The sequence below is a fragment of the Micromonospora sp. BQ11 genome, from assembly GCF_052068135.1.
Taxonomy (GTDB): domain Bacteria; phylum Actinomycetota; class Actinomycetes; order Mycobacteriales; family Micromonosporaceae; genus Micromonospora.
On the sequence record NZ_JBQHDB010000002.1, the window covers coordinates 180,759 to 204,693 of the forward strand.

The 23,935-nt window shown below is 74.1% G+C and carries 25 protein-coding genes; 2 read left to right on the forward strand and 23 right to left on the reverse strand.

Annotated features, from left to right (window positions below; all coding sequences use genetic code 11):
- Window positions 1–111: 111 nt before the first annotated feature.
- From hisH to hisD, 5 genes are read right to left on the reverse strand one after another with little or no spacing between them, the layout of a single operon-like run.
- Window positions 112–744 (reverse strand): imidazole glycerol phosphate synthase subunit HisH, encoded by a 633-nt coding sequence (hisH, locus tag ACTMSW_RS04800; RefSeq protein WP_441179199.1) that lies wholly within the window; start codon window positions 742–744, stop codon window positions 112–114.
- The gene (locus ACTMSW_RS04805) at window positions 741–914 is read right to left on the reverse strand and encodes a hypothetical protein (protein WP_441179200.1); all 174 of its coding nucleotides are present in this window, start codon (window positions 912–914) and stop codon (window positions 741–743) included. The genes hisH and ACTMSW_RS04805 overlap by 4 nt, the downstream gene beginning before the upstream one ends.
- On the reverse strand, window positions 914–1,525 hold the full coding sequence (gene hisB / locus ACTMSW_RS04810) for an imidazoleglycerol-phosphate dehydratase HisB (protein ID WP_441179201.1): 612 nt from the start codon (window positions 1,523–1,525) through the stop codon (window positions 914–916). Before hisB ends, ACTMSW_RS04805 begins: the two co-directional genes overlap by 1 nt.
- A gap of 55 nt (window positions 1,526–1,580) precedes the next feature.
- Window positions 1,581–2,651: a histidinol-phosphate transaminase gene (locus ACTMSW_RS04815; protein WP_441179202.1), complete on the reverse strand. Its 1,071-nt coding sequence runs from the start codon at window positions 2,649–2,651 to the stop codon at window positions 1,581–1,583.
- A complete protein-coding gene (gene hisD / locus ACTMSW_RS04820; protein WP_441179203.1) occupies window positions 2,648–3,970 on the reverse strand; it encodes a histidinol dehydrogenase in 1,323 nt (440 codons plus the stop codon). Before hisD ends, ACTMSW_RS04815 begins: the two co-directional genes overlap by 4 nt.
- A 421-nt stretch (window positions 3,971–4,391) precedes the next feature.
- On the opposite strand from hisD, the gene ACTMSW_RS04825 reads away from it, so the two are divergent.
- Window positions 4,392–5,579, forward strand: a complete 1,188-nt coding sequence (locus ACTMSW_RS04825; RefSeq protein ID WP_441179204.1) for an RNA-guided endonuclease InsQ/TnpB family protein — start codon at window positions 4,392–4,394, stop codon at window positions 5,577–5,579.
- A gap of 9 nt (window positions 5,580–5,588) precedes the next feature.
- Window positions 5,589–6,293, forward strand: coding sequence for an LON peptidase substrate-binding domain-containing protein (locus ACTMSW_RS04830; RefSeq protein WP_441179205.1), 705 nt, complete (start codon window positions 5,589–5,591; stop codon window positions 6,291–6,293).
- Here ACTMSW_RS04830 and ACTMSW_RS04835 read toward each other — a convergent pair.
- From ACTMSW_RS04835 to ACTMSW_RS04920, 18 genes are all read right to left on the reverse strand, one after another.
- Window positions 6,208–7,020, reverse strand: coding sequence for a DUF2567 domain-containing protein (locus tag ACTMSW_RS04835; protein ID WP_441179206.1), 813 nt, complete (start codon window positions 7,018–7,020; stop codon window positions 6,208–6,210). The two genes, ACTMSW_RS04830 and ACTMSW_RS04835, sit on opposite strands and share 86 nt — an antisense overlap.
- Window positions 7,021–7,076: 56 nt before the next feature.
- On the reverse strand, window positions 7,077–8,567 hold the full coding sequence (locus tag ACTMSW_RS04840; RefSeq protein WP_441179207.1) for an AAA family ATPase: 1,491 nt from the start codon (window positions 8,565–8,567) through the stop codon (window positions 7,077–7,079).
- Window positions 8,568–8,666: 99 nt separating this feature from the next.
- Window positions 8,667–9,698 (reverse strand): hypothetical protein, encoded by a 1,032-nt coding sequence (locus ACTMSW_RS04845; protein WP_441179208.1) that lies wholly within the window; start codon window positions 9,696–9,698, stop codon window positions 8,667–8,669.
- Between the two features lie 42 nt (window positions 9,699–9,740).
- A complete protein-coding gene (locus tag ACTMSW_RS04850) occupies window positions 9,741–10,685 on the reverse strand; it encodes an RluA family pseudouridine synthase (RefSeq protein WP_441179209.1) in 945 nt (314 codons plus the stop codon).
- Window positions 10,682–11,377: a signal peptidase II gene (gene lspA, locus ACTMSW_RS04855; protein WP_441179210.1), complete on the reverse strand. Its 696-nt coding sequence runs from the start codon at window positions 11,375–11,377 to the stop codon at window positions 10,682–10,684. The genes ACTMSW_RS04850 and lspA overlap by 4 nt, the downstream gene beginning before the upstream one ends.
- A gap of 66 nt (window positions 11,378–11,443) precedes the next feature.
- Complete coding sequence (locus ACTMSW_RS04860) at window positions 11,444–11,863, reverse strand: TraR/DksA family transcriptional regulator (RefSeq protein ID WP_120724565.1); 420 nt, start codon at window positions 11,861–11,863, stop codon at window positions 11,444–11,446.
- 223 nt (window positions 11,864–12,086) lie between these two features.
- Complete coding sequence (locus ACTMSW_RS04865; RefSeq protein WP_441179211.1) at window positions 12,087–13,586, reverse strand: potassium/proton antiporter; 1,500 nt, start codon at window positions 13,584–13,586, stop codon at window positions 12,087–12,089.
- 22 nt (window positions 13,587–13,608) lie between these two features.
- Window positions 13,609–13,956 carry a DUF167 domain-containing protein gene (locus tag ACTMSW_RS04870; protein ID WP_441179212.1) on the reverse strand — a complete coding sequence of 116 codons (348 nt, stop codon included), beginning with the start codon at window positions 13,954–13,956 and terminating at the stop codon, window positions 13,609–13,611.
- Window positions 13,949–14,596, reverse strand: a complete 648-nt coding sequence (locus ACTMSW_RS04875; protein ID WP_441179213.1) for a hypothetical protein — start codon at window positions 14,594–14,596, stop codon at window positions 13,949–13,951. The genes ACTMSW_RS04870 and ACTMSW_RS04875 overlap by 8 nt, the downstream gene beginning before the upstream one ends.
- Window positions 14,597–14,671: 75 nt before the next feature.
- Window positions 14,672–15,472: a DivIVA domain-containing protein gene (locus ACTMSW_RS04880; RefSeq protein ID WP_441179214.1), complete on the reverse strand. Its 801-nt coding sequence runs from the start codon at window positions 15,470–15,472 to the stop codon at window positions 14,672–14,674.
- A 44-nt stretch (window positions 15,473–15,516) separates the two neighbouring features.
- The gene (locus ACTMSW_RS04885; RefSeq protein WP_441179215.1) at window positions 15,517–15,822 is read right to left on the reverse strand and encodes a YggT family protein; all 306 of its coding nucleotides are present in this window, start codon (window positions 15,820–15,822) and stop codon (window positions 15,517–15,519) included.
- 30 nt (window positions 15,823–15,852) lie between these two features.
- Window positions 15,853–16,545 carry a cell division protein SepF gene (locus ACTMSW_RS04890; protein ID WP_441179216.1) on the reverse strand — a complete coding sequence of 231 codons (693 nt, stop codon included), beginning with the start codon at window positions 16,543–16,545 and terminating at the stop codon, window positions 15,853–15,855.
- A gap of 192 nt (window positions 16,546–16,737) precedes the next feature.
- Window positions 16,738–17,484: a YggS family pyridoxal phosphate-dependent enzyme gene (locus ACTMSW_RS04895; protein ID WP_441179217.1), complete on the reverse strand. Its 747-nt coding sequence runs from the start codon at window positions 17,482–17,484 to the stop codon at window positions 16,738–16,740.
- A gap of 9 nt (window positions 17,485–17,493) precedes the next feature.
- On the reverse strand, window positions 17,494–18,606 hold the full coding sequence (gene ftsZ / locus ACTMSW_RS04900; protein ID WP_441179218.1) for a cell division protein FtsZ: 1,113 nt from the start codon (window positions 18,604–18,606) through the stop codon (window positions 17,494–17,496).
- 280 nt (window positions 18,607–18,886) lie between these two features.
- Window positions 18,887–19,705 (reverse strand): cell division protein FtsQ/DivIB, encoded by an 819-nt coding sequence (locus ACTMSW_RS04905; protein WP_441179219.1) that lies wholly within the window; start codon window positions 19,703–19,705, stop codon window positions 18,887–18,889.
- Entirely contained in the window at window positions 19,702–21,246 is a 1,545-nt protein-coding gene (gene murC, locus ACTMSW_RS04910; protein ID WP_441179220.1) for a UDP-N-acetylmuramate--L-alanine ligase, read from the reverse strand. Before murC ends, ACTMSW_RS04905 begins: the two co-directional genes overlap by 4 nt.
- Window positions 21,247–21,302: 56 nt before the next feature.
- Complete coding sequence (gene murG / locus ACTMSW_RS04915; protein ID WP_441179221.1) at window positions 21,303–22,409, reverse strand: undecaprenyldiphospho-muramoylpentapeptide beta-N-acetylglucosaminyltransferase; 1,107 nt, start codon at window positions 22,407–22,409, stop codon at window positions 21,303–21,305.
- Complete coding sequence (locus tag ACTMSW_RS04920) at window positions 22,409–23,815, reverse strand: FtsW/RodA/SpoVE family cell cycle protein (protein WP_441179668.1); 1,407 nt, start codon at window positions 23,813–23,815, stop codon at window positions 22,409–22,411. The genes murG and ACTMSW_RS04920 overlap by 1 nt, the downstream gene beginning before the upstream one ends.
- Window positions 23,816–23,935: the final 120 nt, after the last annotated feature.

The following is a 23,935-nucleotide window of genomic DNA, read 5'->3' on the forward strand; positions in this document are numbered from 1 at the left end:
GCCACCCCCGCCGGCATCTGACCGGCCGCGAGCACCCGGGACGCCACGAGCGCGGCGCGCACGCCCGCCACCGGGCCACCCCGGCGGGCACGCGGCCACCGGCGCCGGCGGTCAGCCACCGGTCGGGAGGGCGGCGAGCCAGTTGCGCAGGAGCGCGGCACCGGTGTCGGCGGACTTCTCGGGGTGGAACTGCGCGGCCGAGAGCGGACCGCGCTCGACGGCCGCGACGAAGTCGGACCCGTGGTGCGCGACGGTCACCCGGGCCCCGGCGGCGGTCAGCCCGGCCACGTCGTCCACCGCGTACGAGTGCACGAAGTAGAAGCGGCTGTCGGCGGGCAGGCCGCCGAAGAGCACCGACCCCTCGGGGGCCCGCACGGTGTTCCAGCCCATGTGCGGCAGCCGCTCGGCGGCCAGCTTCGTCACCCCGCCCGGCAGCAGCCCCAGGCCCTTGGTCACCACGCCGTGCTCGTCGCCGTGCTCGAAGAGCACCTGCATGCCCACGCAGATGCCGAGCACCGGACGGCCGGCGGCCACCCGCTCCGCGATGACCGGCCCGGCGCCCAGTTCTTCGATGCCGGCCATGCACGCGGCGAACGCGCCGACGCCCGGCACCACCAGGCCGTCGGAGTCCGCGGCGGCGGCCAGGTCGTCGGTGACCGTCACCTCGGCGCCGGCGGCCGCGAGGGCCCGCTCCGCCGACCGCAGGTTGCCCGACCCGTAGTCGAGCACCACCACACGACTCATGACCCCTCCCCCGGGAACAACCACAGCAGACCGCCGGCCGTGGCCAGGGCGGCGAGCAGCCCGGTCACCACCACCGCGCCCCGCGGGGCGCCCTGCCGGTGCAACGACCAGGCGCCGCCGACGAGCACCCCGGCCAGGATCAGCAGCAGTGTCGGCAGGGCCGCGCCCATCAGAGGGCACCCTTCGTGCTGGGCACCACGCCCGCGTTGCGCTCGTCCAGGGCGGTGGCCTCGCGTAGCGCCCGGGAGACCGCCTTGAACTGGGCCTCCACCACGTGGTGCGCGTCCGGGTGGCCACCGGGCCGGGCCGCCCGCAGCACGTCGACGTGCAGGGTGATCCGGGCGGCCTGCCCGAACGACTCCCAGATGTGCCGGGTCATGCTGGTCGGGTAGACCGGCCCGATGTACGGCGCCAGCACCGGCTCGTCGTGCACCACGTACGGGCGGCCGGAGAGGTCGACCGCGGCCCGGACCAGCACCTCGTCCATCGGGACGGTCGCCGAGCCGTACCGCCGGATGCCGGCCTTGTCCCCCAGCGCCTGGTCGAACGCGGCGCCCAGGGCGAGCGCGGTGTCCTCCATCGTGTGGTGGGCGTCGATCTCCAGGTCGCCGACGGTACGGACGACCAGGTCGAAGCCGCCGTGCCGGGCGATCTGGTGCAGCATGTGGTCGTAGAAGCCGACCCCGGTGCTGATCTCGGCCTTCCCGGTGCCGTCCAGGTCGATCTCGACCAGGACGTTGGTCTCCTTGGTGATCCGCTCGATCCGGGCGGTGCGACTCATCGCATGCCTTTCGGTCGCGACTGCGGGGCTCGCAAGCTCACTCCTCGCGCTCCCACTAAAGCTTGTCCATTGCGGCGAGGAACGCGTCGGTCTCGGCGGGGGTGCCGGCGGTGACCCGCAGCCAGCCGGGCAGCCCGACGTCGCGGACCAGCACCCCGGCCTCCAGCAGGGTGCGCCAGGCGGCTGACTGGTCGCCGCCGACGGCGAAGAGGACGAAGTTGGCGTCGCTGTCGGCGACCCGGTGACCCCGGGCGCGCAGCTCGGTGACGATCCGGTCCCGCTGCTCCTTGATCGCCGTCACCGTGCCGAGCAGGGCGTCGCGGTGCGCGAGCGCCGCGCGGGCGGCGGCCTGGGTGAGCGCGGAGAGGTGGTACGGCAGGCGGACGAGCTGCACCGCCGCCACCACCGCCGGATCGGCGGCGAGGTAGCCGAGCCGGCCGCCGGCGAAGCCGAACGCCTTGCTCATCGTCCGGGTGACGACCAGCCGCGGGTGGCCGGGCAGCACCGCGAGCGCGCTGACCGTGCCGGGACGGGCGAACTCGGCGTACGCCTCGTCGACGACCACCATGCCGGGCGCGGCCTCCAGCACCGCCGCGACGACGGCCGGGTCCAGCGCGGTGCCGGTCGGGTTGTTCGGCGAGCAGAGGAACACCACGTCCGGCCGGTGGGCACGGACCTGCTCCACGGCCTCGTCGGCGGTCAGGCCGAAGTCCACACCCCGCACGGCCGGGATCCACCGGGTGCCGGTGCCGAGCGACAGCAGCGGGTGCATCGAGTACGCCGGGACGAAGCCCAGCGCCGAACGACCCGGCCCGCCGAAGGCCTGGAGGAGCTGCTGCTGGATCTCGTTGGACCCGTTGGCCGCCCACACCTGGTCGACGGTGAGCCCGTGCCCCAGGTACGCGGCCAGGTCGGCACGCAGCGCCACGGCGTCCCGGTCCGGATAGCGGTTGAGGTCGCGCAGCTCGGCCGCGACGGCCTTGCCGATCGCGTCCACCACCGGCTCCGGCAGCGGGTACGAGTTCTCGTTGGTGTTCAGCCGCACCGGCACGTCCAGCTGCGGGGCGCCGTACGGCGACAGCCCGCGAAGGTCGTCCCGGATGGGCAGGTCGGACAGGGAGGTCACGAGACTCCCCCGGGGAAACGGACGCTGACCGCCTGGCCGTGCGCCGGCAGGTCCTCGACGCCGGCCAGGGTCACCACGTGCGGCGCGACCTCGCGCAGGGCGTCCCGCGTGTACTCCACCAGGTGGATGCCGCGCAGGAAGGACTGCACGGACAGGCCGGAGGAGTGCCGGGCGCAGCCGCCGGTGGGCAGCACGTGGTTGGAGCCGGCGCAGTAGTCGCCGAGGGACACCGGCGCCCAGGCGCCCACGAAGATCGCCCCGGCGTTGCGGACCCGCAGCGCCCACTCGCGGGCGTTCTCGGTCTGGATCTCCAGGTGCTCGGCCGCGTACGCGTCGACCACGCGCAGCCCGGCCTCCAGGTCGTCGACGAGTACGGCGCCGCTCTGCTCACCGGTGAGCGCGGTGGTGACGCGCTCGGCGTGCTTGGTGGCCGGCACCTGCCGGGCCAGCTCCCGCTCGACCGCGTCGACCAGCTCGACCGACGGGGTGACCAGCACGCTGGCCGCGAGGGGGTCGTGCTCGGCCTGGCTGATCAGGTCGGCCGCGACGTGCGCCGGGTCGGCGGTCGCGTCGGCCAGGATCGCGATCTCGGTGGGGCCGGCCTCGGCGTCGATGCCGACCACGCCGCGCAGCAGCCGCTTGGCGGCGGTGACCCAGATGTTGCCCGGGCCGGTGATCATGTCGACCGGATCGCAGTGGGCGGTGCCCTGCGCGTCGACCGCGGCGCCGTACGCCAGCATCGCCACGGCCTGGGCGCCGCCGACGGCGTAGACCTCGTCGACGCCGAGCAGCGCGCAGGCGGCGAGGACCCGGGCGTCGGGAAGGCCGCCGTTCTCCTGCTGCGGCGGGCTGGCGACGACCAGGGACCGGACGCCGGCCGCCTGGGCGGGCACCACGTTCATCACCACGGTCGACGGGTACATCGCCAGGCCGCCGGGGACGTAGAGGCCGACCCGGTCGACCGGCACCCAGCGCTCGGTGACCGTGCCGCCGGGCACGACCTGGGTGGTGTGGTCGGTGCGGCGCTGGTCGGCGTGCACCTTCCGGGCCCGGGTGATCGACTCCAGCAGTGCGGCGCGGACCTCCGGGTCGAGGGTGCCCTCCGCCTCGGCGATGGCCTCGGCGGGCACCCGCAGCACCTCCGGGGAGATCCCGTCGAACCGGACGCTCGCCTCCCGGATCGCCGGGTAGCCATGCTCCCGCACCGCCTCGACGAGCGGACGGATCCGCTCGACGGCCACCGACACGTCGAGCTGGGCACGGGGCAGCAGGCGGCGCGGGTCACGGACGCCACCGCGCAGGTCGATCCGATTCAACACCCTTGCGAGTCTAGGCGGCCGGCCGGACGGCCACCCGTGCCGCCCGCCCGACGGGACGGGTGAGCCGGGACACGCCGTCCCGCGGAGATCCGGCTAGTGCGGTGACCCAGAAAAGTTCAGCGGGTTGGTGGGCGTCGGGAAAGTGTCGTACGGGTGGTGTTGGGTTCGGTTCGTGCCTCGTCGTCGGGATCCTGCCGCGCCCCGGGTCGTGCATCTCACGGCCCGGGTGGCGGTGCGAGTGACGGCGGGGCAGCGTCAGCGGTGTTTCGGGCTGCTGCGCTCGGCGGGTGACGTATAGGCGTGTGTCCTGGAGGTCAACGCCTGGCGTCGCCGCCGCCACGACGCGCCCCGGGCGGGCTATCAGGAGTTATGCCGGGAGTTGTCGGGGTCGGGGCCGGGGACGTTCGGTGAGCTGGACTCGGTGGGTGCCCGGTCGGTGTTGCGCCGGTTCTCGGAGGCCTGGTTAGCGGCGGCGAAACGCCGCACGATGGGTGACGTGTCGGCGCGGTTCCCGCGGCGGCGGCGGCGGGGGTTGGTACCGGTGCGCTGGTATCACGGCACGTTCACCCTCGACGGGCGTCGGGTGCGGATCCCCACCGCCAAAGGCGGGCTGCCGTTGTGGGTGCGTCTGGCGCGGGAGGTGCCGTATCCGGTCGAGCAGGTCCGGTCGATCACGCTGCTGTGTGAGGGTGGCCGGCTGTTCCTGGACGTGACCGCGGAAGTCCCGATCGCGGCCTACCCGGCGGGTGACGGGCCGGATCCTGCCCGGGTGGCCGGGGTGGACCTCGGTGTGATTCACCCGTATGCCGTGGCAGGCCCGGACGGCGAGGGCCTGTTGGTGTCGGGGCGGGCGATCCGCGCCGAGCACCGCATGCACCTGTCCGACAGTAAGGGCCGCCACCGCGCCGTGGCCCGCCGGGCACCCAAGCCGGGGGAAAAGGGTTCGCGGCGCTGGCGGCAGTACCGCCGCCGGGCGCGCCAGGTCGAGGGTCGGCACCGTCGGCGGGTCCGGCAGGCCCAGCACGAAGCCGCCCGCACGGTCGTGTCCTGGGCGGTGCGGCAGCGGATCGGTGTGCTGCACGTCGGTGACCCACGCGGGGTGTTGAACCTCGACGCGGGGCGGCGGCACAACCTGCGGCTGCGGCAGTGGCAGATCGGCCGGCTCCTGCAGGTCCTCACCGACAAGGCGGCCCTGGCCCGCATCACCGTCCGCCTCGTCGACGAGCGCGGCACCTCCTCCACCTGCCCGGCCTGCCGGCGGCGGGTGCCGAAACCCCGCGGGCGGACCCTGTCCTGCCCACACTGCGCTCTTTTCGGGCACCGCGACCTGGTCGCGGCCGCCAGCATCGCCACCCGCACCCCGGGCGGCGGACCCACCTCCTCGATAGCTGTTGTGTTGCCACAGGTGGTCACGCACCGTCGAGCCGGCCGGCACCTCCCCGGTGCCGGACAGTCCCGACGTGACCCCCGCCGCCCACCACAAGCGGCGAGAGGATCAGTTGGCCCGCGGAGGCCCGCCCCACCACCCGGCGGGGAGTCGCTCGCCCACCCGGCGAGGATCCACAAAAACCACCGGACACCCGGTGAACGTCAGTGGACACCACACTAGGCTCGACGCGTGACTGCGCGGCTGCCGGTGTTCCCGCTCGGGATGGTGCTCTTTCCCGGCCTGGTGCTGCCGCTGCACATATTCGAGGAGCGGTACCGCGCTCTCGTGCGGCACCTGGTCGACCTGCCCGCCGGTGCGCCGCGCGAGTTCGGCGTGGTGGCGATCCGCGCCGGCTGGGAGGTCGCCGCGACCGGTCCGAACGGGCGGCCGGTGCCCGGCGGCGGGGACGTCGACCTGCACGAGGTGGGCTGCACCGCCGAGCTGCGGCAGGTGACCGAGCTGGCCGACGGGGGCTACGACATCGTCACCGTGGGGCGGCGGCGTTTCCGGATCACCGACGTCGACACCGAGGCCGCGCCCTACCTGACCGCCGACGTCGAGTGGCTGCCGGAGCCGGGCGCGTCGGACGAGGCGGCGGACCTGCTGGCCGCCCGGGTGATCTCGGTCTTCCGGCAGTACCTGGGCCTGATCCGTTCCGACCCGGAGGAGATCTCCGAGCAGCTGCCGGAGGATCCGACGGTGTTGTCCCACCTGGTCGCCGCGACGGCGGCGCTGACCGTGGCGGACCGGCAGCGCCTGCTCGCGATCGACGACACCGCGGCCCGGCTACGCGCCGAGCTGCGCCTGCTCAACCGCGAATCGGCCCTGCTGCGCCAGGTGCGGGCGGTTCCGGTGCCGCTGGTGGAGCTGGCGTCGCCGCCGACCCCCAACTGACCGGTTCCGCCTCCGGGCGCAGCGACGGCCAGCGCGACCAGCCGGCCAGCAGGGTGTACGCGACGGCCGCACCGAACGCGGGCAGCAGCAGGTTGCCGTGCGGCACCGGCAGGAGGCCGAACACCAGGTCGACGCCGCCGGCGCGCAGGTCGGCGGGCTTGCCGAACGTCTGCCCGTCCGGTGCGGTCGCGAGCAGCCGCTCGTAGGTGTCCAGTCCGATCCGGCGGCCGACCTGCCAGGCGACCACGGCCGCGCCGAACGACCCGGCCACCGCGGCGAGCAGACCGACCGGTCCCCGCAGCCGGCGCAGCGCGAACCACAGCCCGAGCGCCGCGAGCACCCCGAAACCGAGGCCGAGGAGGCTGAACCAGCCGTCGGCGGCGATCGGCTGCTCCGGCTGCGGCTCGGCGTAGACGGCGCCCTCGGCGACCTTGCGCACCGGGGTGTCCGGTGCCAGCGCCGCCCAGAGCAGCCCGAGCGGCACGCCCAGCACGGCCAACGCCAGCGCGGCGAGCACTGCCCGCCGTACGGCCCGGCCCCGGGGCGGTCCCGGCTCCACGGGGACCGGAGGGGCGGGGTCGTACCACGCACCCGACTGCGGTCCGTCCGCGCCCGGCTGCGGTCCGCCCGGGTACGCGGCCACGGGCCCGTCCGGGGACGCCGGTGTGGGGGCGCCCGGGTCGTCGGCGGGGCGGTCGCGGTCGGGTTCGGGGGTGTCCGGGCTCACCCCGTGATCCTCTCAGGCGCGCCGGGAACACGCGCGGCCGGTGGCGGCGGATCCGCTCACCGGGCGAACGGTTCCAGCATCACCGCCGCCGCCTTCAGCCACGCCTGTCGGGTCTCCGCCTGCAACTGCGGGTACTCGATCGACGAGCCGGTCTCCAGCGCCGGGTCGTACGGGACCACGGCGACGGCCCGGGTACGGGTGGCGAAGTGCCGTTCCAGGTCGGTCTGGAGGGTCGAGCGACCGGGTGTCGGGCAGGAGATCAACGTGACGGCGTTGTCGGCCAGCTCCCCCATGCCCACCTCGTGCAGCAGGTCCAGCATCCAGTCCGCGCTGAACGCCGCGTCCTCGCGGGGCACGGTGGTGACCACCAGCTGGTCCGCCGCCTGCATGACGGTGCGCCAGTTGGCGCTCTCCACGTTGTTGCCGGTGTCCACGCAGACCACGTCGTGGGTGCGCCGGAGCAGCTCCAGCACCCGCCGGACGGTGAACTGGTCGAGCCGCTGGGCGAAGCGGGGGCTCTCCTCGCCGGCCAGGACGTCGTAGGAGCCGTCGGAGGCGTGCCGGAGGTAGTCGTCGAGGTGCTCCAGCAGGTCGGCGCCGTCCTTGATCTCGATGTGCGCCAGGTCGCTGATCAGGTGCCGGATGGTGCGGGCGTGCCGGGCGCTGCCGGCGCGCAGCCCCAACGTACCGCGCAGCTCGTTGTCGTCCCAGGCGAGCACCCCTCGTCCGCGCACGCTGCCGACGGTCGCGGCGGCCAGCACGGTGGCGGTCGTCTTGTGCACGCCGCCCTTCGGGTTGGCGAAGGCGAGCACCCGCGGCGTGCCCAGGTCCCGGCGCAGCACCCCGGTCGCCCGTTCCAGCTCCGGGTCGACGGTCGGCGGGCGCCACTCGACCCGCGCCCGGTAGCTCCGCTCCGGCGCCGCCGGCGGCACCGGGACGGGCGGGGCCGGCGGTGGCGGGCTGTACGCGGGCTCGGTCCGGTAGCCGCTGTCGAGCAGGGAGTAGCGGGACTCGGCCGGTGCCGGTGCGGCGTGCCGGTAGCCGTTGTCGAGCAGGGCGTACCGCGACTCCGCCGGTGGTGGCGGATCCGGCTCGGCGCGCGGCGGCTCCGGCCGGTAGTCCCCGGGCGTCCGGTAGGACGGCTCGACGGCCGGGTCCGCCCGGTACGCCGGCTCGGCCCGGTAGGCGCCCTCCGCCCGGTGGCCGGTGTCGGCCGGTCGACCGAAGTCACCGCCGTACGTCGGCGGGGCCGGCTCACCGTACGTCGGTGGGGCCGGCTCGTGGCCGTACGACCGGCCGCCGCGCCCGTAGGCCGGCGGGTCCGCCCCGTACGACAGTTCGGCGGGGTGACCGATGGCCGGGACCCGCCCGGCGTAGCCGTTGCCCGCCCCCGGCCGCGGCGCCGTCTCAGGTGGCTGCTGATCGCCTCGCCGGTCGGTCTCCGCCTGCTCGCCGGAGCGGCCACCGAGCCGGGCACGGTCGAGCAGCGCCCGCCACCGCGGTGCTGGTTCGGCCGGCCGCCCCCAGCCGGTCTCGCTGCCGTCCACGGCTCGCCTCCCCAGCGTTCGCCCGTCTCCGCCTGACAGGCTACGAACGAAAACCCGTTCGGACCACACCGGCCCGCACACTTCTGTGTCGGGCCACCGTCACCCGGTGGGCTCCGGCGAGGCCGTCCTGGACGTGTCCGCCGAGGTCGGCGGCGTGGTGGGTGGTGTCGACGCCGGCGTCGGAGACCTCGGAACCGGTGAGGAATCCGTCACCTCCGGGGCCACCGTCGTGCCGGTCGGGACCGGCGTGGCGGACCGGACGACCGGCGACTCCCGCACCCGGTCGTCCGTCGTGGGCGACGGCTCCGGCGTGGTGAGGCCCTTGTCCGCGGGCGGGCTGGCCACCTCCCGCTGCTCGGGCAGGGGTGGGGTGAAGACCGCCCGGTCGAGCCGTCGCACCTCGGGGGCCGGGTCGACCACCCGCACCTCCGCACGGGACGCCACGCCGCGCAGCGTGCCCGCCCCGGCCCGGATCACCGCCGCGTAGACGCAGGCGCAACCGGAGCGGTACGCGACCGCCTCCGCCTCCGCCACCTGCGCGCCGCTGACGTACAGCTGGCGCAGCTCCCGCTCGGCGGGCCCGCCGCCGCCCAGCGCGGCTGCCCGGTCCCGGTAGTCCGCGGCCTCCCGGTCCTTGCGGACGGCGAGGTCGGCCATGCCGGCGACCACGTCGTCGGGCAGGCGCTGGGCGGCGATCCGGACGATCTCGGTCTGCCGGTCGGGCAGCGGCACCCGCCCGAAGACAGCGGTGACCGGCACGTCGCCGAAGACCGCCGCCGCCCGCTGCGGGGTCAGGTACGACGTGAAGGACACCAGGGCGTACGTCCCGTCGCCGGGCTCCGGCGCGGCGGTCTCCAGGGCGGCCAGGTCGGCCGCGGCGGAGCGCACGTAGCCGGGGATCGAGTCGCCGGCCGCCACGCCGACCCGGGTGACCTCGCCGACGGTCCGGTCGCCGATCGGGCGCTCGCCGGTGGTCCACACCGCGGCGAGCACCACGGCGAGGCAGGACAGCAGCGCGGCCGAGGGCAGCACCCGGGGTCGGGCGGGGCCCTGGCCGAGCCGCGTCACGGCCCCGGACAGGCGGGTCAGCAGCCGCTGGTCCAACTGCCGCAGCAGGTCACCGGCGCGCACGGGCGGAGGTCCCCTCGTCGGATGTCTCGAAGTCGGCCGCCGTCAGTCCCTCAGCAGGTGCAGAGCGCGGTCCAGATCGTCAGGGTAGTCGCTGACGAAGCGCACCTCGTCCCCCGTTCGGGGGTGCAGGAAGCTCAACTCGCGGGCGTGCAGCCACTGTCTGGTCAGTCCGAGCCGGGCGGACAGCGTGGGGTCCGCACCGTAGGTCAGGTCGCCCACGCACGGGTGCCGCAACGTGGAGAAGTGGACCCGGATCTGGTGCGTACGCCCGGTCTCCAGCCGCACGTCGACGAGGCTCGCCGAGGGGAACGCCTCGATCGTGTCGTAGTGGGTGATGCTGGGCTTTCCGCCGGAGACCACCGCCCAGCGGTAGTCGTGGGTGGGGTGCCGGTCGATCGGGGCGTCCACCGTGCCGCGCAGCGGGTCCAGGTGGCCCTGCACGACCGCGTGGTAGCGCTTCTCCACCTCGCGGTACTTGAAGGCCCGCTTCAACGCGGTGTACGCGTGCTCGCTCTTGGCGACCGCCATGATCCCGGTGGTGCCCACGTCGAGCCGGTGCACGACGCCCTGCCGCTCGGCGGCACCGCTGGTGGAGATGCGGTGGCCGATCGCGGCGAGCGCGCCGATCACGGTCGGGCCGGTCCAGCCGGGGCTGGGGTGGGCGGCGACGCCGACCGGCTTGTCGACCACCACGATGTCGTCGTCGGCGTACACGACCCGCAGGCCGGGCACCGCCTGCGGCACCACCGTGACCGGCGCGGCCGGGGCCGGCAGGGTGACCTCCAGCCAGGAGCCCGCCTTGACCTTGTGCGAGTTGGACCGCGCCACACCGTCGACCAGGGCGTCGCCCGCGTCGACCAGGGCGGCCGCGGCCGTGCGGGACAGCCCGAACAGGCGGGCGACGGCCTGGTCCAGCCGCATGCCGTCGAGGCCGTCGGGTACGGGAAGCGAGCGGTGGTCGCCGCCGGCGGCGAAGGCGGAGGTCACGCGGTCTCCCGCCGATCGGTCGTGACGGCCGGGGTGGCGTCGGCGGGCGCGGCGTCGGCGTCGGCGGCTCCCGCGGTGACGCGGCTGCCGTCGCGCTGCCGGCCGGTCAACTCCAGCAGCACCGCGAGGATCACGCCGGAGACCAGCGCGCTGTCGGCGACGTTGAACACCGGCCAGACCCGGCCGTACGGGTCGAAGAGGCTCACCATGTCGACCACGTGGCCGACGAACCAGCCCGGGGCCCGGAAGATCCGGTCCATCAGGTTGCCCAGCGCGCCGCCCAGCACCAGCCCGAGCGAGATCGCCCAGGGCAGCGACCGCAGGCGCAGCGCCATCCACAGGATCCAGCCGACCACGCCGATGGTGATCAGCGGGAACACCCAGGTGTGGTCGGCGCCGATGCTCCAGGCCGCCCCGCTGTTGCGGGTCAGGTTCAGGTAGACCGCCCCGCCGAGGAGCCGGACCGGCTCGCGGTCGGACAGGGTGACCAGCGCCAGGTGCTTGGTGGCCAGGTCGGCCGCGAGCAGGGTCAGCGCGATGACGGCCAGGACGGTGACGGCCCGGTTCCGGGGCGTACCGCCCGGTGGCGTGACTGCCGGCGCGGTGTCACCGGCCCGCGCGGTGTCACCGGGCGGTGCGGTGTCACGGGCCGGTTCGGCGCGGCCGGAACCGGGGGTCGGTGCTGCGGTCATCTGCTCCCCATCGACGCTCGTGGCGACGCTGGCGCGCCGCCTCCTCGGGCCGCCGGGGAGCGGGCGTCAGCGCCGCTCCTCCAGCTGCTTGCAGGTCACGCAGAGGGTGGCCGACGGGAACGCGGCGAGCCGCTCCACCGGGATCGGGTTGCCGCACCGCTCGCACCAGCCGTAACCACCCTCGTCGAGGCGCTCCAGGGCGCGCTCGACCTGCGTGATCCGTTCCCGGATGCTGTTGGCGAGGGAGATCTCCTGCTCCCGCTCGAACGTCTTCGTACCGGTGTCGGCCTGGTCGTCCCCGGCCGAGTCGGTCAGCCGGTCGCGCTGCAGCTCGGTGATCTCGCTCAACGTCTGATCGTACTCGGCGCGCAACTCGTCGCGCCGTGCCGCCAGGGCCGCGCGGATCTTCTCGGTCTCCGCGACGCTGCGGGTGGCCTTGGCCGCCGGCTTACGGCCGGCGGTCCTGGTGTCGGCTGGCTTGGCCATCGTCGCTCCCTCGCGCCGCGGAACCGCGGCGGTCCGCGGCACCTGGACAGGGGTCGCCACAATCGACGCCCCCAGGTACGAAACGGGCGCACGGCGACAGGACCGCGCACTCCGGAGGTTGGCAAGGATACGGAACGTACAGGCGTCCGACAACGTGCCGCACCGACGCCCCGGCGTTCGGCCCTGATTTATGCCGTATCAGGGCAAAGGGAACGCTAGCAGATCAACCAGTGCGATCCTCGCCGTACTCGCCAAACCAGGTGGCCAGGCGTCCCCGCCGGCTGACCGCCCGCAACCGCCGCTCCACCTCGTCGCGCACCCCGTTGGTGGCCACGATCAACAGGCTGTCGCCGGTCTTGAAACGGAAGTCCGGGCCGGGCACGACGCCCACCCCGTCCCGCAACACCAGCGTCACCGACGCCCCCAGAGGCAGCCGCAACTCGTCGACGTGCACACCGGCGAGCCGGGACCCGGGCGGTACCTCCAGTTGGAGCAGGCCGGCGCGCATCCGCTCCAGCGGTGCGGTCTCCACCAGGATCTCCGTCGCCTCCGCAGGTGCGGTCACGCCGAGGCGGCGGGCGGCCCGGGCGAGCGTGCCGGCCTGCAGCAGCGTGAAGATCACCACGAGGACGAAGACGACGTCGAAGAGCCGGCCGGCCCCCGGCACCCGCTCGGACAACGGGATCGTGGCCAGCACGATCGGCACCGCGCCCCGTAGCCCCGCCCAGGACAGGAACGCCTGCTCGCGCAGGCCCACCCGGAACGCCCACGCCGACGCGGCCACCGACAACGGACGGGCGACCAGCAGCAACGCCAGCCCGGTCACCACCGCCGGCAGCACCGCCGAACCGAGCCGGCTCGGTGCCACCAACAGCCCCAGCAGCACGAACAGGCCGATCTGGGCCAGCCAGGCCAGCCCGTCGGCGAAACCGAGGATCGCCTGCCGGTGCGGCAGACGGGCGTTGCCCAGCACCACCCCGGCGACGTAGACCGCGAGGAAGCCCGACGCGTGCAGCACCGACCCCGCCGCGTACGCGAGCACCGTCAGACCGACCGCCGCGATCGGGTACAGCCCCGCCGACGGCAGGGCCGCGCGGCGCAGCGCCCACCGTCCGCCCACCCCGGCGGCCACGCCGACCAGCGCGCCCACCCCCAGCTCGTACACGACCAGCCCCACCTCGTACCACCACGGGTGCGCCACTCCCGGTCGGGACAGCAGCACCACCAGGAGCACCGCCGGGGCGTCGTTCATCCCCGACTCCGCCTCCAGGGTGGCGACCAGCCGGGGCGGCAGGCGCAGCCGGCGCAGCGTGGCGAAGACCGCCGCGGCGTCGGTGGAGGACAGCACCGCGCCGTAGAGCAGGGCCAGCCGCCAGTCCAGCCCGAGCAGCAGGTGCAGGGCGAGCCCGACGACCACGATGCTCACCACGACGCCGACGGTGGACAGCGCGGCGGCCAGGCCGAGCACCGGGCGCAGGGTGCTCCACCGGGCGGTCAGCCCACCCTCCGCGATGATCACCACGAGCGCGCAGAAGCCGAGGGTCCGGGTCAGGTCGACGTCGTCGAAGCGGATGCCCAGCCCGGACTCGCCGATCGCCACCCCGAGCGCCAGGTAGACCAGGAGGCTCGGCACGCCGAGACGGGTGGACAGGCGCACCGCGCCGACCGCGACCAGCAGGACGCCCGCACCGAGCAGCAGCGCGATGTCCAGCCCGGGCGTCACGGTTGCCGACCCCGGGCGCGCCTCACCCCGCGGATCCGTCCCGCAGCCGGCGGACCACGGCGGCCAGCTCCGCCGCGACGCCCTCCACCTGGAAGAGCTTGTCCCGGCTGGCCGCGCCGGTGCGCAGCGACACCCGGGGCGGCCGGACTCCCAGCGCGTCGGCCAGCGCCCGGCGGGCCGTGTCGGTGGCGCGGCCGTCCACGGCCGGCGCGTTGACCGCGATCACCAGGGCCGGACCGTGTGGACCGTCGAAGCACCCGCTGACCCGGGTCCGGGACGAACCCGGCTTGACCCGGACGGCGACGGTGAGCGGGCCGACGCCGGTCGGAACGCCCTGCCCGGTGGTCCGCCCCGGGGGGCGCTCAGGCACCGGCGCCGCCGCTGGCTATCCGGCCGGCGAGCAGCGTGGTGGCCGGCGCGCAGTGGGCGCACGGCGTGAAGCCCAGGTCGACGGCCTCGGCGACGGGAAGCGACTCGTGCTCGCGCCCGACCAGATGCGGGCAGTCCCCCAGGTGGTAGCGGGGACGGCCGTCGACGACCCGCACCTCGGCGGTGAGCCGGGCGAGCCGGGCCAGGTCGGCCGCGTCGACCTGCTGTGCGGCCGGGTCGTCGTCGTACGCCGGGTCGGCGTCGGAGGGACCGGCGTCCACCGACGGCTCGGGCGGTTGCCGCCACCCGGTGCCGTCGGTGTCGACCGTCGGAGGAACGTGCTGGACCGGGATCACCGGATCCATCGGAGGGCCGTACGGCTCCGTCACCGGCGCGTACGCGGACGTCGCCGCGGCCGGCGAGGTGGACCTGGCGGACCGGCTCGCGGTGGAGGTTCGCCGCCGGGTGCGGCCGGCCGTCGCCCGGTCGGCGGCCGCCTGGCGGGCGCCCACGACAAGTGCGACGGCGGCCAGCAGACTGGCCGCGATGGAGACGATCAGCAGCAGGCTGGACCCCCCGGCCAGGCCCACCACCAGGAGCAGGACCGCGAGGAGGATGAGCAGGAGACTGGCGACTATCACGGCTCACCCCCGCCGCGTCGTACCGATGAGGCGAGGTCGGCGACCAGCACGCGCGGGCGGCCGCCGACCTGTGGATCAGCGACCGGCTTCCAGGGCGCTGGAGCGACCGCCGCCGTAGGAACCGGCGAGGCCCGCGGCGGCGAGACCGTTGCCGCCGGCGGCACGACTACCCTCGGACCGGGTCATCTCGGCCTCCAGGCCCTGACCGCGACCGTCGAGGTCACGCAGCTGGCTCTCCAGGTAGGCCTTGAGGCGGGTCCGGTACTCGCGCTCGAACTGCTTGAGCTCCTCGATGTGCTTCTGCAGCGCGGTGCGCTTGGCGTCCAGGCCGCCCATGGCCTCCTGGTGCCGCTGGCGGGCGTCGCGCTCCAGGGCGTCGGCCTTGGCGCGCGCCTCGCGGGTGACCTCCTCGGCCTTCGAGCGAGCCTCGGAGAGCAGCTGGTCGGCCTCGCGGCGGGCGTCCGACACGTGGTCGTCGGCGGTCCGCTGGGCCATCATCAGCACCCGCAGCGCCTGCTGCTCACCGTCGCCGGCGGCCGCCGGGCCACCGGTGGTACGGACCTGCTCCAGCTCGGCCTGCATCGCGCGGGCGGCCTGCTCGGCCGCGGCCTTGTCGCGCTGCACCCGGTCCAGCTGTGCCTTGACGTCGTTGAGCTCGGCGGCGAGGCGGGCGTCGCCACCGGGGCCGGCGGGCGCCCCGCCACGGCCGCCGCGCTCCACCTGGGCGCGCAGCTCGTTGTTCTCCTCGATGAGACGGGCAAGCTCGCGCTCGACCTCGTCCAGGAAGGCGTCGACCTCCTCCTCGTCATACCCCCGCTTGCCGATCGGCGGCTTTTTGAAGGCGACGTTGTGGACGTCGGCCGGGGTCAGCGGCATCGAAACTCCTCGGGTCAGTTGCGGCCGCGAAAGCGCGTCGGTCATCAGGCGGTCCTGATGATCGACGGCTCTAACACGAACTCCATCAGCACGAACAGGATAACCAGGAGCACAAGGGAGGCCAGGTCGATGCTCACGGTACCAATTCGCAGCGGAGGGATCACACGCCTCAACGCGTGGAGTGGGGGATCAGTGACGCTCCACACGGATTCGAGTCCCGCCGATGCTCCGCGGCCCGGCTGCCACCGTCGGCCGTACTGAAGGACGGCACTCAACACGAATCGGGACAGAAGAAGGATAAGGAAGACAAACAGGATCAGGTAGAGAACCTGGAGCACGATCGACAACACGGCAGGTGACGTCCCTCGGATCGGGCGGGATCAACTCAGACTGAAAAAGCCGCCCTCAGCGATCTTGGCCTTGTCCTCAGCGGTGACCTGGACGTTGGCCGGTGAGAGCAGGAACACCCGATTGGTCACGCGCTCGATCGTACCGCGCAGCCCGAACGCCAACCCGGCGGCGAAGTCGACCAGGCGACGCGCGTCCGCCTCGTCCATCTCGGTCAGGTTGATGATCACCGGAACGCCGTCGCGGAAGTGCTCACCGATGGTGCGCGCCTCCCGGTAGGTGGTCGGGTGCAGGGTGGTGATCTGGTACCGCTGCTCTTCCTGCTCGACCGCCACGGCCCGCTCGCGCGGCGCCGTCTGCGGCGCCAGGGCGAGGTTGTCCCGGGTGTGGTAGGTCAGCGCCCCGGAAGCTTCCCCGGACCGGGTGATGGACCGGACGCTGGACCGGTCGACGCGCTCCGACCGCTCCGACTCCACCCGCTCGCCGTCGGCCCCCCGGCCCGCGGCACGCTCGGACAGCCGGCCACGGTCCCCCAACCGGGGACGCGGCGCCGGCGGCTCCTCGGAGTCGTCCTCCTCGTCGTCGGCGAACTCCTCCGAGTACCGGCTCGACCGGTACCGGGACTCGCGGTAGCCGCCCTTGTCGTAGCCACCGTCGTCGTAGCCGCGCTCGTCGTCCTCTTCGACCAGACCGAGCCAGACCCCCGCCTTGCGCAGTGCACCCATCCCGCGCCCTTCTCCTCCGCCGTACGGCACGCGCCCCCGTGCCGTCTCGCCTGTCGCGAGTGGATCATCTCTGCCCACCGGACCGGCCCGACAATCCCCTGGCACGCGATTCGCGTCGCATGCCACGACCCCCGCCGACGGGTTGCCGTCCCCACCAAACAACACCGATGTAATTCGTTTCTCCGGCTCAGGCTACCGCAGCGTGGGACGCATTCCGAGCAACGCGCTACCGACGCGGACATGTGTCGCGCCGTACCGGATCGCGATTTCCAGGTCCCCGCTCATTCCGGCCGAGAGCGCGGTCGCATGTGGATGGGCGGCACGGAACGACTCCGCCACCTCCGCCAGCCGGGCGAAGGCCCGCTCGGCCTCCCAGCCCAGCGGGGCCACCGCCATCAGGCCGACCAGGCGCAGCCCGTCCGCACCCGCCACCCGCTCGGCCACCGCGGCCAGGCCGGTGTCCTGGTCGGCCGCGTCCGGCACCGCCCCGCCCCGGGCCACGTCGCCGTCGATGCTCACCTGGACCAGCACGTCCAACGGCCGGTCCCGGGCGGAGGCCGAGGCGGCATCCAGAGCCCGGGCCAGCCGTACGCTGTCGACGGAGTGGACCACGTCGGCGTAGCGGACCACGGACTTCGCCTTGTTGCGCTGGAGCTGGCCGATGAAGTGCCAGCGCGCCTCGACTCCCGCCGCCGCCACCTCGGCCGCCTTCGGCGCCGCCTCCTGGTCACGGTTCTCGCCCACGTCGGTGACCCCGAGATCGGCCAACGCGACCACGTCGCCGGCCGGGTAGGTCTTCGTCACCGCGATCAGGGTGACCCCGGTGCGGTCCCGGCCGGCCGCCTGACAGGCGTCGGCGATCCGGGACCGTACGTGGGCGAGACCGGCCGCTATCTCGGCGCGCCGGTCGGGGCGTACCGATGCTGGACTGTCGGTCATCGCCGCTGCTCAGGAGCCGTTCTTGAGGAAGTCGGGCACGTCCACGTCGTCGAACAGCACCCGGCGGGGCGACTGCTGCGGCGCCGGCACGGTCGTCGGCGGCGTGACCGGGGTGCTCGGCGGCGTCGGCTGGTTCTGGTTGGACTTGCGCGGCTCGGACGCCTTGTACGACGGCGTGCCGCCGTCGAAGCCCGCCGCGATCACGGTGACCCGCACCTCGTCGCCGAGGGCGTCGTCGATGACCGCGCCGAAGATGATGTTGGCATCCGGGTGCGCCGCGTCGGTGACCAGCTGGGCCGCGTCGTTGATCTCGAAGAGGCCGAGGTCGGAGCCGCCGGCGATGGAGAGCAGCACGCCCCGCGCGCCGTCCATGCTCTGCTCCAGCAGCGGACTGGAGATGGCCGCCTCCGCCGCCTCGACCGCGCGGTTCTCGCCGCGGGCGCTGCCGATGCCCATCAACGCGCTGCCGGCTCCGCTCATGACGCTCTTGACGTCGGCGAAGTCCAGGTTGATCAGACCCGGCGTGGTGATCAGGTCGGTGATGCCCTGGACACCGGAGAGCAGGACCTGGTCGGCGGTGCGGAACGCGTCCATCATGGAGATGTTGCGGTCGCCCAGCGCGAGCAGCCGGTCGTTGGGGATGACGATGAGCGTGTCGCACTGGTTGCGCAGCTCGTCTATCCCGGACTCGGCCTGGACCTGCCGCCGCTTGCCCTCGAAGGAGAACGGCCGGGTCACCACGCCGATGGTGAGCGCGCCCAGCTTCCGGGCGATGTTGGCCACCACGGGCGCGCCGCCGGTGCCGGTGCCGCCACCCTCGCCACAGGTCACGAAGACCATGTCGGCGCCCTTGAGCACCTCCTCGATCTCGTCGCGGTGGTCCTCGGCGGCGTTCTTGCCGACGTCCGGGTTGGCGCCCGCGCCCAGGCCGCGGGTCAGTTCGCGGCCCACGTCGAGCTTGACGTCGGCGTCGCTCATCAGCAGCGCCTGGGCGTCGGTGTTGATCGCGATGAACTCGACGCCCTTGAGCCCAACCTCGATCATCCGGTTGACGGCGTTGACCCCGCCGCCCCCGATGCCGACGACCTTGATGACCGCCAGGTAGTTGTGCGGAGGTGTCATCTCCGGTCCTTTCCCTTCGAGATTGGCATGGGCCGACCCCACACGGCTTGGCCAGGACAGTGGTCGACATCGATGGTCACCCGCGAGGCCGAAGGACGAACCCTCACCCTCTACTAGAGGCTTACAGTTATGTCAACCACTGATCCTCTTGGGCAACGTAAGCGCCGCCGCCCGATGAGCCAAGGATCGCCCCCGGCGTGTCGCCGCCGGAGCGGGACGGCTCACGTCCACGCCGCGCGGATCGGGCCACCGACGCGGGATCCGCGCGGCCCGTACGACGTCACCGGAAGGTCACCACGTCCGGCACGCTGACGTCGATCCGGTCGGCGTCCCGGTCCAGCAGCGCCGTCGCCACCCGCGCCTTGTCCTCACCCTGGGTGGCGTCGCCCCACACGACCTCGCGACCGCCGCGCAGCCGCAGCGTGATCCGCGCCAGGCCCTCCACCGTCACGTCCGCCAGCTCGGCACGCAGCCGCGGCGTGAGCGCGGCGAGCACCTCCAGCGCGGCCCGGGTGCCCGGGTCGGCCGGCCCCGGCTCGGCGACACGGACCAGCGGCAGGCCGGTCGGCTGCTCCGGCAGGCTCCGGAAGACCACCCCGGTGACGTCGATCACCTCGAACCGACCGTCGTGCGGAACGGCCGCCGCCGCCGTCCGCTCGGTCACGGTCACGACCAGGGCGTCGGGCCAGTCCCGGGTGACCGTGGCCCGCTCCACGGCGGGCAGACGGCCGATCCGCCGCGCCGCGGCCTCCAGGTCCACCCGGGCCAGCGGCGCGCCGTCGGGGACGGCCGCGGCGTTGCGGACCTGCACCGGCGTGACCAGCTCGCCGCCGTCGACCCGGACCTCCCGCACCCCGAACAGCCCGGTGCCGAGCACCGTCCAGGCGATCAGCCCGACCAGCGCCACGACGCCGGCGGCGACCGCCCAGGGCAGCGCCGCCCGCACCCGCCGCTGCCGGGCACGGGCCATGAAGCGGCGGGTCGAGGCGGGCACCGCGTCGCTACCGGCGCGGACCAGCTGCCACCGGCGGACCGGACCGCGCCGGCCGGAGCCGCCGTCGCCGCCGGTGGTACGCCCCCGCGCGGGCCCCGGGCTCATCCGACGGCGGGCGTCGCGCCGTTCCCGACGGCGCCACTGACACCGGGCACGGTCCCACCGATCGTGGTCGCCCCGCCGGCGTCGCCGCCGGGCAGCGTGCCGGCCGGTGCCGACGGGTCGGCGGACCGGGCCGAGAGGGCGTCGAGCAGCTGGTCGCCCATCAGCGACGTGGGGGGCGCGCCCATGGTGACCACGACGTCGCCCGGTCGGGCGCGGCGGGTCACCTCGACCGGCGCCGCCTCCCACGAGTCGACGAAGACCTTGCGCTCGGCGGGCAGCGGGATCGCCTCGATCAAGGCCACCGAGCCCTCCCCCGGCGCGCGCAGCTCACCCGGGCCGAAGACCTCCAGCAACACCACCTCGTCGGCGATGGCCAGCGCCTCGGCGATCTCGGTCTGGTTGTCCCGGGTGCGGTAGAGCCGGTACGGCTGGAAGACCACGATCAGCCGACCGTCGCCGGCCACCTCGCGCAGCGTCTGCAGGGCCAGCGTCATCGAGGTCGGGTGGTAGGCGTACTCGTCGTAGACCAGCACGTCGTCCGCGACACCCTTGCGCTCGAAGCGCCGCCGCACGCCGGGGAACGCCGCGAGGGCCGCCTCCGCCGCCTCCAGCGGAAGGCCGAGCAGGTACGTGGCCAGCACCGCCGAGGCGCTGTTGAGCCCCATGTGCCGGCCGGGCACCGGCAGCCGGAACTCGCCCAGCGACCGCCCGTCGATCTGCGCCAGGTACCGCACACCCCGTGCCGAGGAGGAGATGTCGGTGAGCCGGAGGTCGGCGTCGGCCGCCTCGCCGTACGTGTGCACCCGGCGCCCCTCGGCGCGCAACGTCTCGGCCAACCGCCGGCCGCCCGCGTCGTCGGCGCAGGTGATGATGAAGCCGTCGGGGTCGGTGAGTCGCGCGAACTCGGCGAACGTGGCCTCCAGGGTGGCCAGGTCGCCGTACGTGTTGAGGTGGTCGGCCTCGACGTTGGTGATGATCGAGACGTACGGGCGGTAGATGAGGAACGAGCGGTCGCTCTCGTCCGCCTCGACCACGAAGTGCTCGCCGGTGCCGTGGTGCGCGCCCGAGCCGACCTCGGAGATCTCCCCGCCGATGACGAAGGACGGGTCCGCTCCGGCCTGCTGGAGCACCATCGTGACCATCGAGGTGGTGGTGGTCTTGCCGTGGGTCCCGGCGACCGCGACCGTACGCCGGCCGGTCATCGCCGCGGCGAGCGCCTCCGAGCGGTGCAGCACCCGCAGGCCCCGCCGGCGCGCCTCGACCATCTCGAGGTGGTCCTGCGGGATCGCCGAGGAGTAGACCACGGTGTCCACCCCGTCGAGGTTGGACGTCTCGTGGCTCATGTGGATCGTGCCGCCGAGCGCCCGCAGGCCGGCCAGCGACGGCCACTCCCGCAGCTCGCTGCCGGAGACCGCGATGCCCCGGGTGAGGAAGAGCCGGGCCAGGCCGCTCATGCCGACCCCACCGACGCCGATGAGGTGGATGGTGCCCAGGTCCTCGGCGGTGAGCGTGCCGGCCGGGGTGAACTGCGCGGTGTTCATGGGTCAGGACCTTCCAGTCACGGCGGGCCGGGCCGCCCGGCGGGTGGGCGACACGGTCATCGGGCCACCGCCTCGTAGACGTAGTTGAGCAGTGCCTCGTCGCCGTCGCGGCGACCGTACGCGGCCGCGGCCGTGCTCATGGCATGCAGCCGGTGCGGGTCGCGGATCAGCGGGACGATCGTCCGCTCCACCCAGTCCGGGGTCAGCTCGGCGTCGTCGACGAGCAGGCCACCGCCGGCCTCCACCACGGGCAGCGCGTTGCGCTTCTGCTCCTGGTTGCTGTGCGGGTACGGCACGTAGACCGTGGGCAGGCCGATCGCGGCCACCTCCGCGCAGGTCATCGCACCGCCCCGGCCGAGCATGAGGTCCGCCGCGGCGTAACCCAGCTCCATCTGGGACAGGTACGGCAGCGTCACGTACGGCACCGGCAGGTCGGTGGGGACCGGCACCGGCTCGTTGCGGGCACCGATCACGTGCAGCACCTGCACCCCGTTGCGGGCCAGTTCCTTGGCCGCGCCGGCCACCGCCAGGTTCACCGACCGGGCGCCCTGCGAGCCGCCGGCCACGAAGAGCACCGGCAGGTCGGGGCGGAGCCCGAAGTGGGCGCGGGCGGCGTTGCGCGTCGCGTACCGGTCGAGCCCGGCGATCCCGCGCCGCAGCGGCACGCCGACCACCCGGGCCTCCCGCAGCGCCTCGGACTGGACCGGCTGGTGCGGGAAGCCGACCGCGACGTGCCGGGTGAACCGCATCCCGAGCCGGTTGGCCACCCCCGGGGGAACGTTCACCTCGTGGATGACGGTGGGCAGCTCACGCCGCCACGCGGCCAGGTACGCGGGCACCGAGACGTACCCGCCGAAGCCGACGACCACGTCGGCGCGCACCTCGTCGATGACCTTGCCCGCCGCGCGCGCCGCGGTCCACATCCGGCCCGGGGTCTTCACCAGGTTCAGGTTGACCGAGCGGGGCAGCTGGTAGGCCGGGATCTGCCGCAGGTCGTAGCCCTGCGGAGGGATCAGCTCGTTCTCCAGCCCCCGAGGTGTGCCGAGGCAGGTGATCCGGACGCCGGGGTCGTGCCGGCGCAGGCAGTCGGCGAAGGCGAGCAGCGGGTAGATGTGCCCACCCGTGCCACCTCCCGCGAGCACCACCGAACGCAGCGGACCCATCAACGTCTCCTCTCGTCCGCCGCGCCGCGTCGGATCCGGTCTGCCCGGACGCCGCGCGGCACGGCCTGGTCGTCTCCGCGCCGCTCCCGTGCCCGTGGCACCGGAGCCCGGGCCGCGGGCGGCGACGCCACCCGGCGACGCCGGCCGGGAAGCGGCGGCAACGGGGCCCACACTAGTCGGACCCACCGGGCCGGCGGACGGGCATGCAGTGCTCTGGCCGCATCGGGTTCGGCGCGGGCGAAGGAGGCGAGCATCCCGACCGCCGCGAGCGTGACGACCAGGGCGCTGCCGCCGTCGGAGATGAACGGCAACGGCACGCCGGTCAGCGGCAGCAGACCGATCACCCCGCCGATGTTGATCACCGCCTGGCCCACCAGCCAGGCCGTCGCCGCGGCGGCGGCGAGCCGACGGAACGGGTCGGCGACCCGGCTGGCGATGCGCAACCCGGTGTACGCCAGCACGGCGAAGAGCGCGACCACCACGACACAGCCGACCAGACCCAGTTCCTCCGCGATGACCGCGAAGATGAAGTCGTTCTCCGCCGCCGGCAGCCGGCCCCACTTGAGGCTGCTCTTGCCCAGGCCGGTGCCGAACCAGCCGCCGTTCTCGATCGCGTACCGGGCCTGGGCCATCTGGTAGCACTGCGAGTCACCGCACTCGGCCAGCGGGGGCGGGTCGACGAACATGGTCAGCCGGGCCAGCCGGTAGTTCTCGGCGCCCTTCTCGCCGGAGCCGGCGCCGAGGGAGGCGACCGCCACCAGCAGGCCGATACCGAGCAGGCCGATCGCGGTGAGGGTGGCGAAGACCCGCATCCGCACGCCGGCCGCCCAGAGCAGGCCGACGACGAGCGCGAGCAGGCAGAGCATGGTGCCGAGGTCGTTGTAGCCGACCAGCACGAAGAGCAGCCCGACCACCGGGAACAGCGGCGTGGCCAGCTCCCGCCACCAACCGAGCTTGACCCCCTTGCGGGCGATCACGTCCGCGCCCCAGAGGACCAGGGCGAACTTCGCCAGCTCGGAGGGTTGCAGCTGGATCGGGCCGAGGTGCAGCCAGTTCAGGTCCGCGTAGAACGGGCCGACCTGCCCCACCCCGGCGAGCGACTGCAACACCATGAGTGCGTTGAGCAGGAGCAGCAGCACCACCGACACCCCGAGCGCCGGCCAGCAGACGGCCCGGAACGTCCGCGCGGGCAGCCGCTGACAGGCCCAGAAGGCCACGACGCCGATCACCGCGAAGATCGTCTGCTTGGTCAACGACGCGGTGGCGTTGCCGCCCTCGGCGTAGTCCCGCACGCTGGTCGCCGAGAAGACCATCGTCAGGCCGATGAGCAGCAGCAGGCCGGCACTGGCGAGCAGCAGGTAGTAGGACGCGAGCGGGCGGTCCAGCAGCCCCCGCAGGGCCGCCAGGCCGCCGGCGGCGTCGAGGCCGCGCAGCGCCGCCGACCCGCCCGGCTCGTCCGGTGGCCGCCGGGGCGTCGTCTTCGTCGTGACCTGGGTACCGCTGTCCTCCCCCACCCGGACATCATG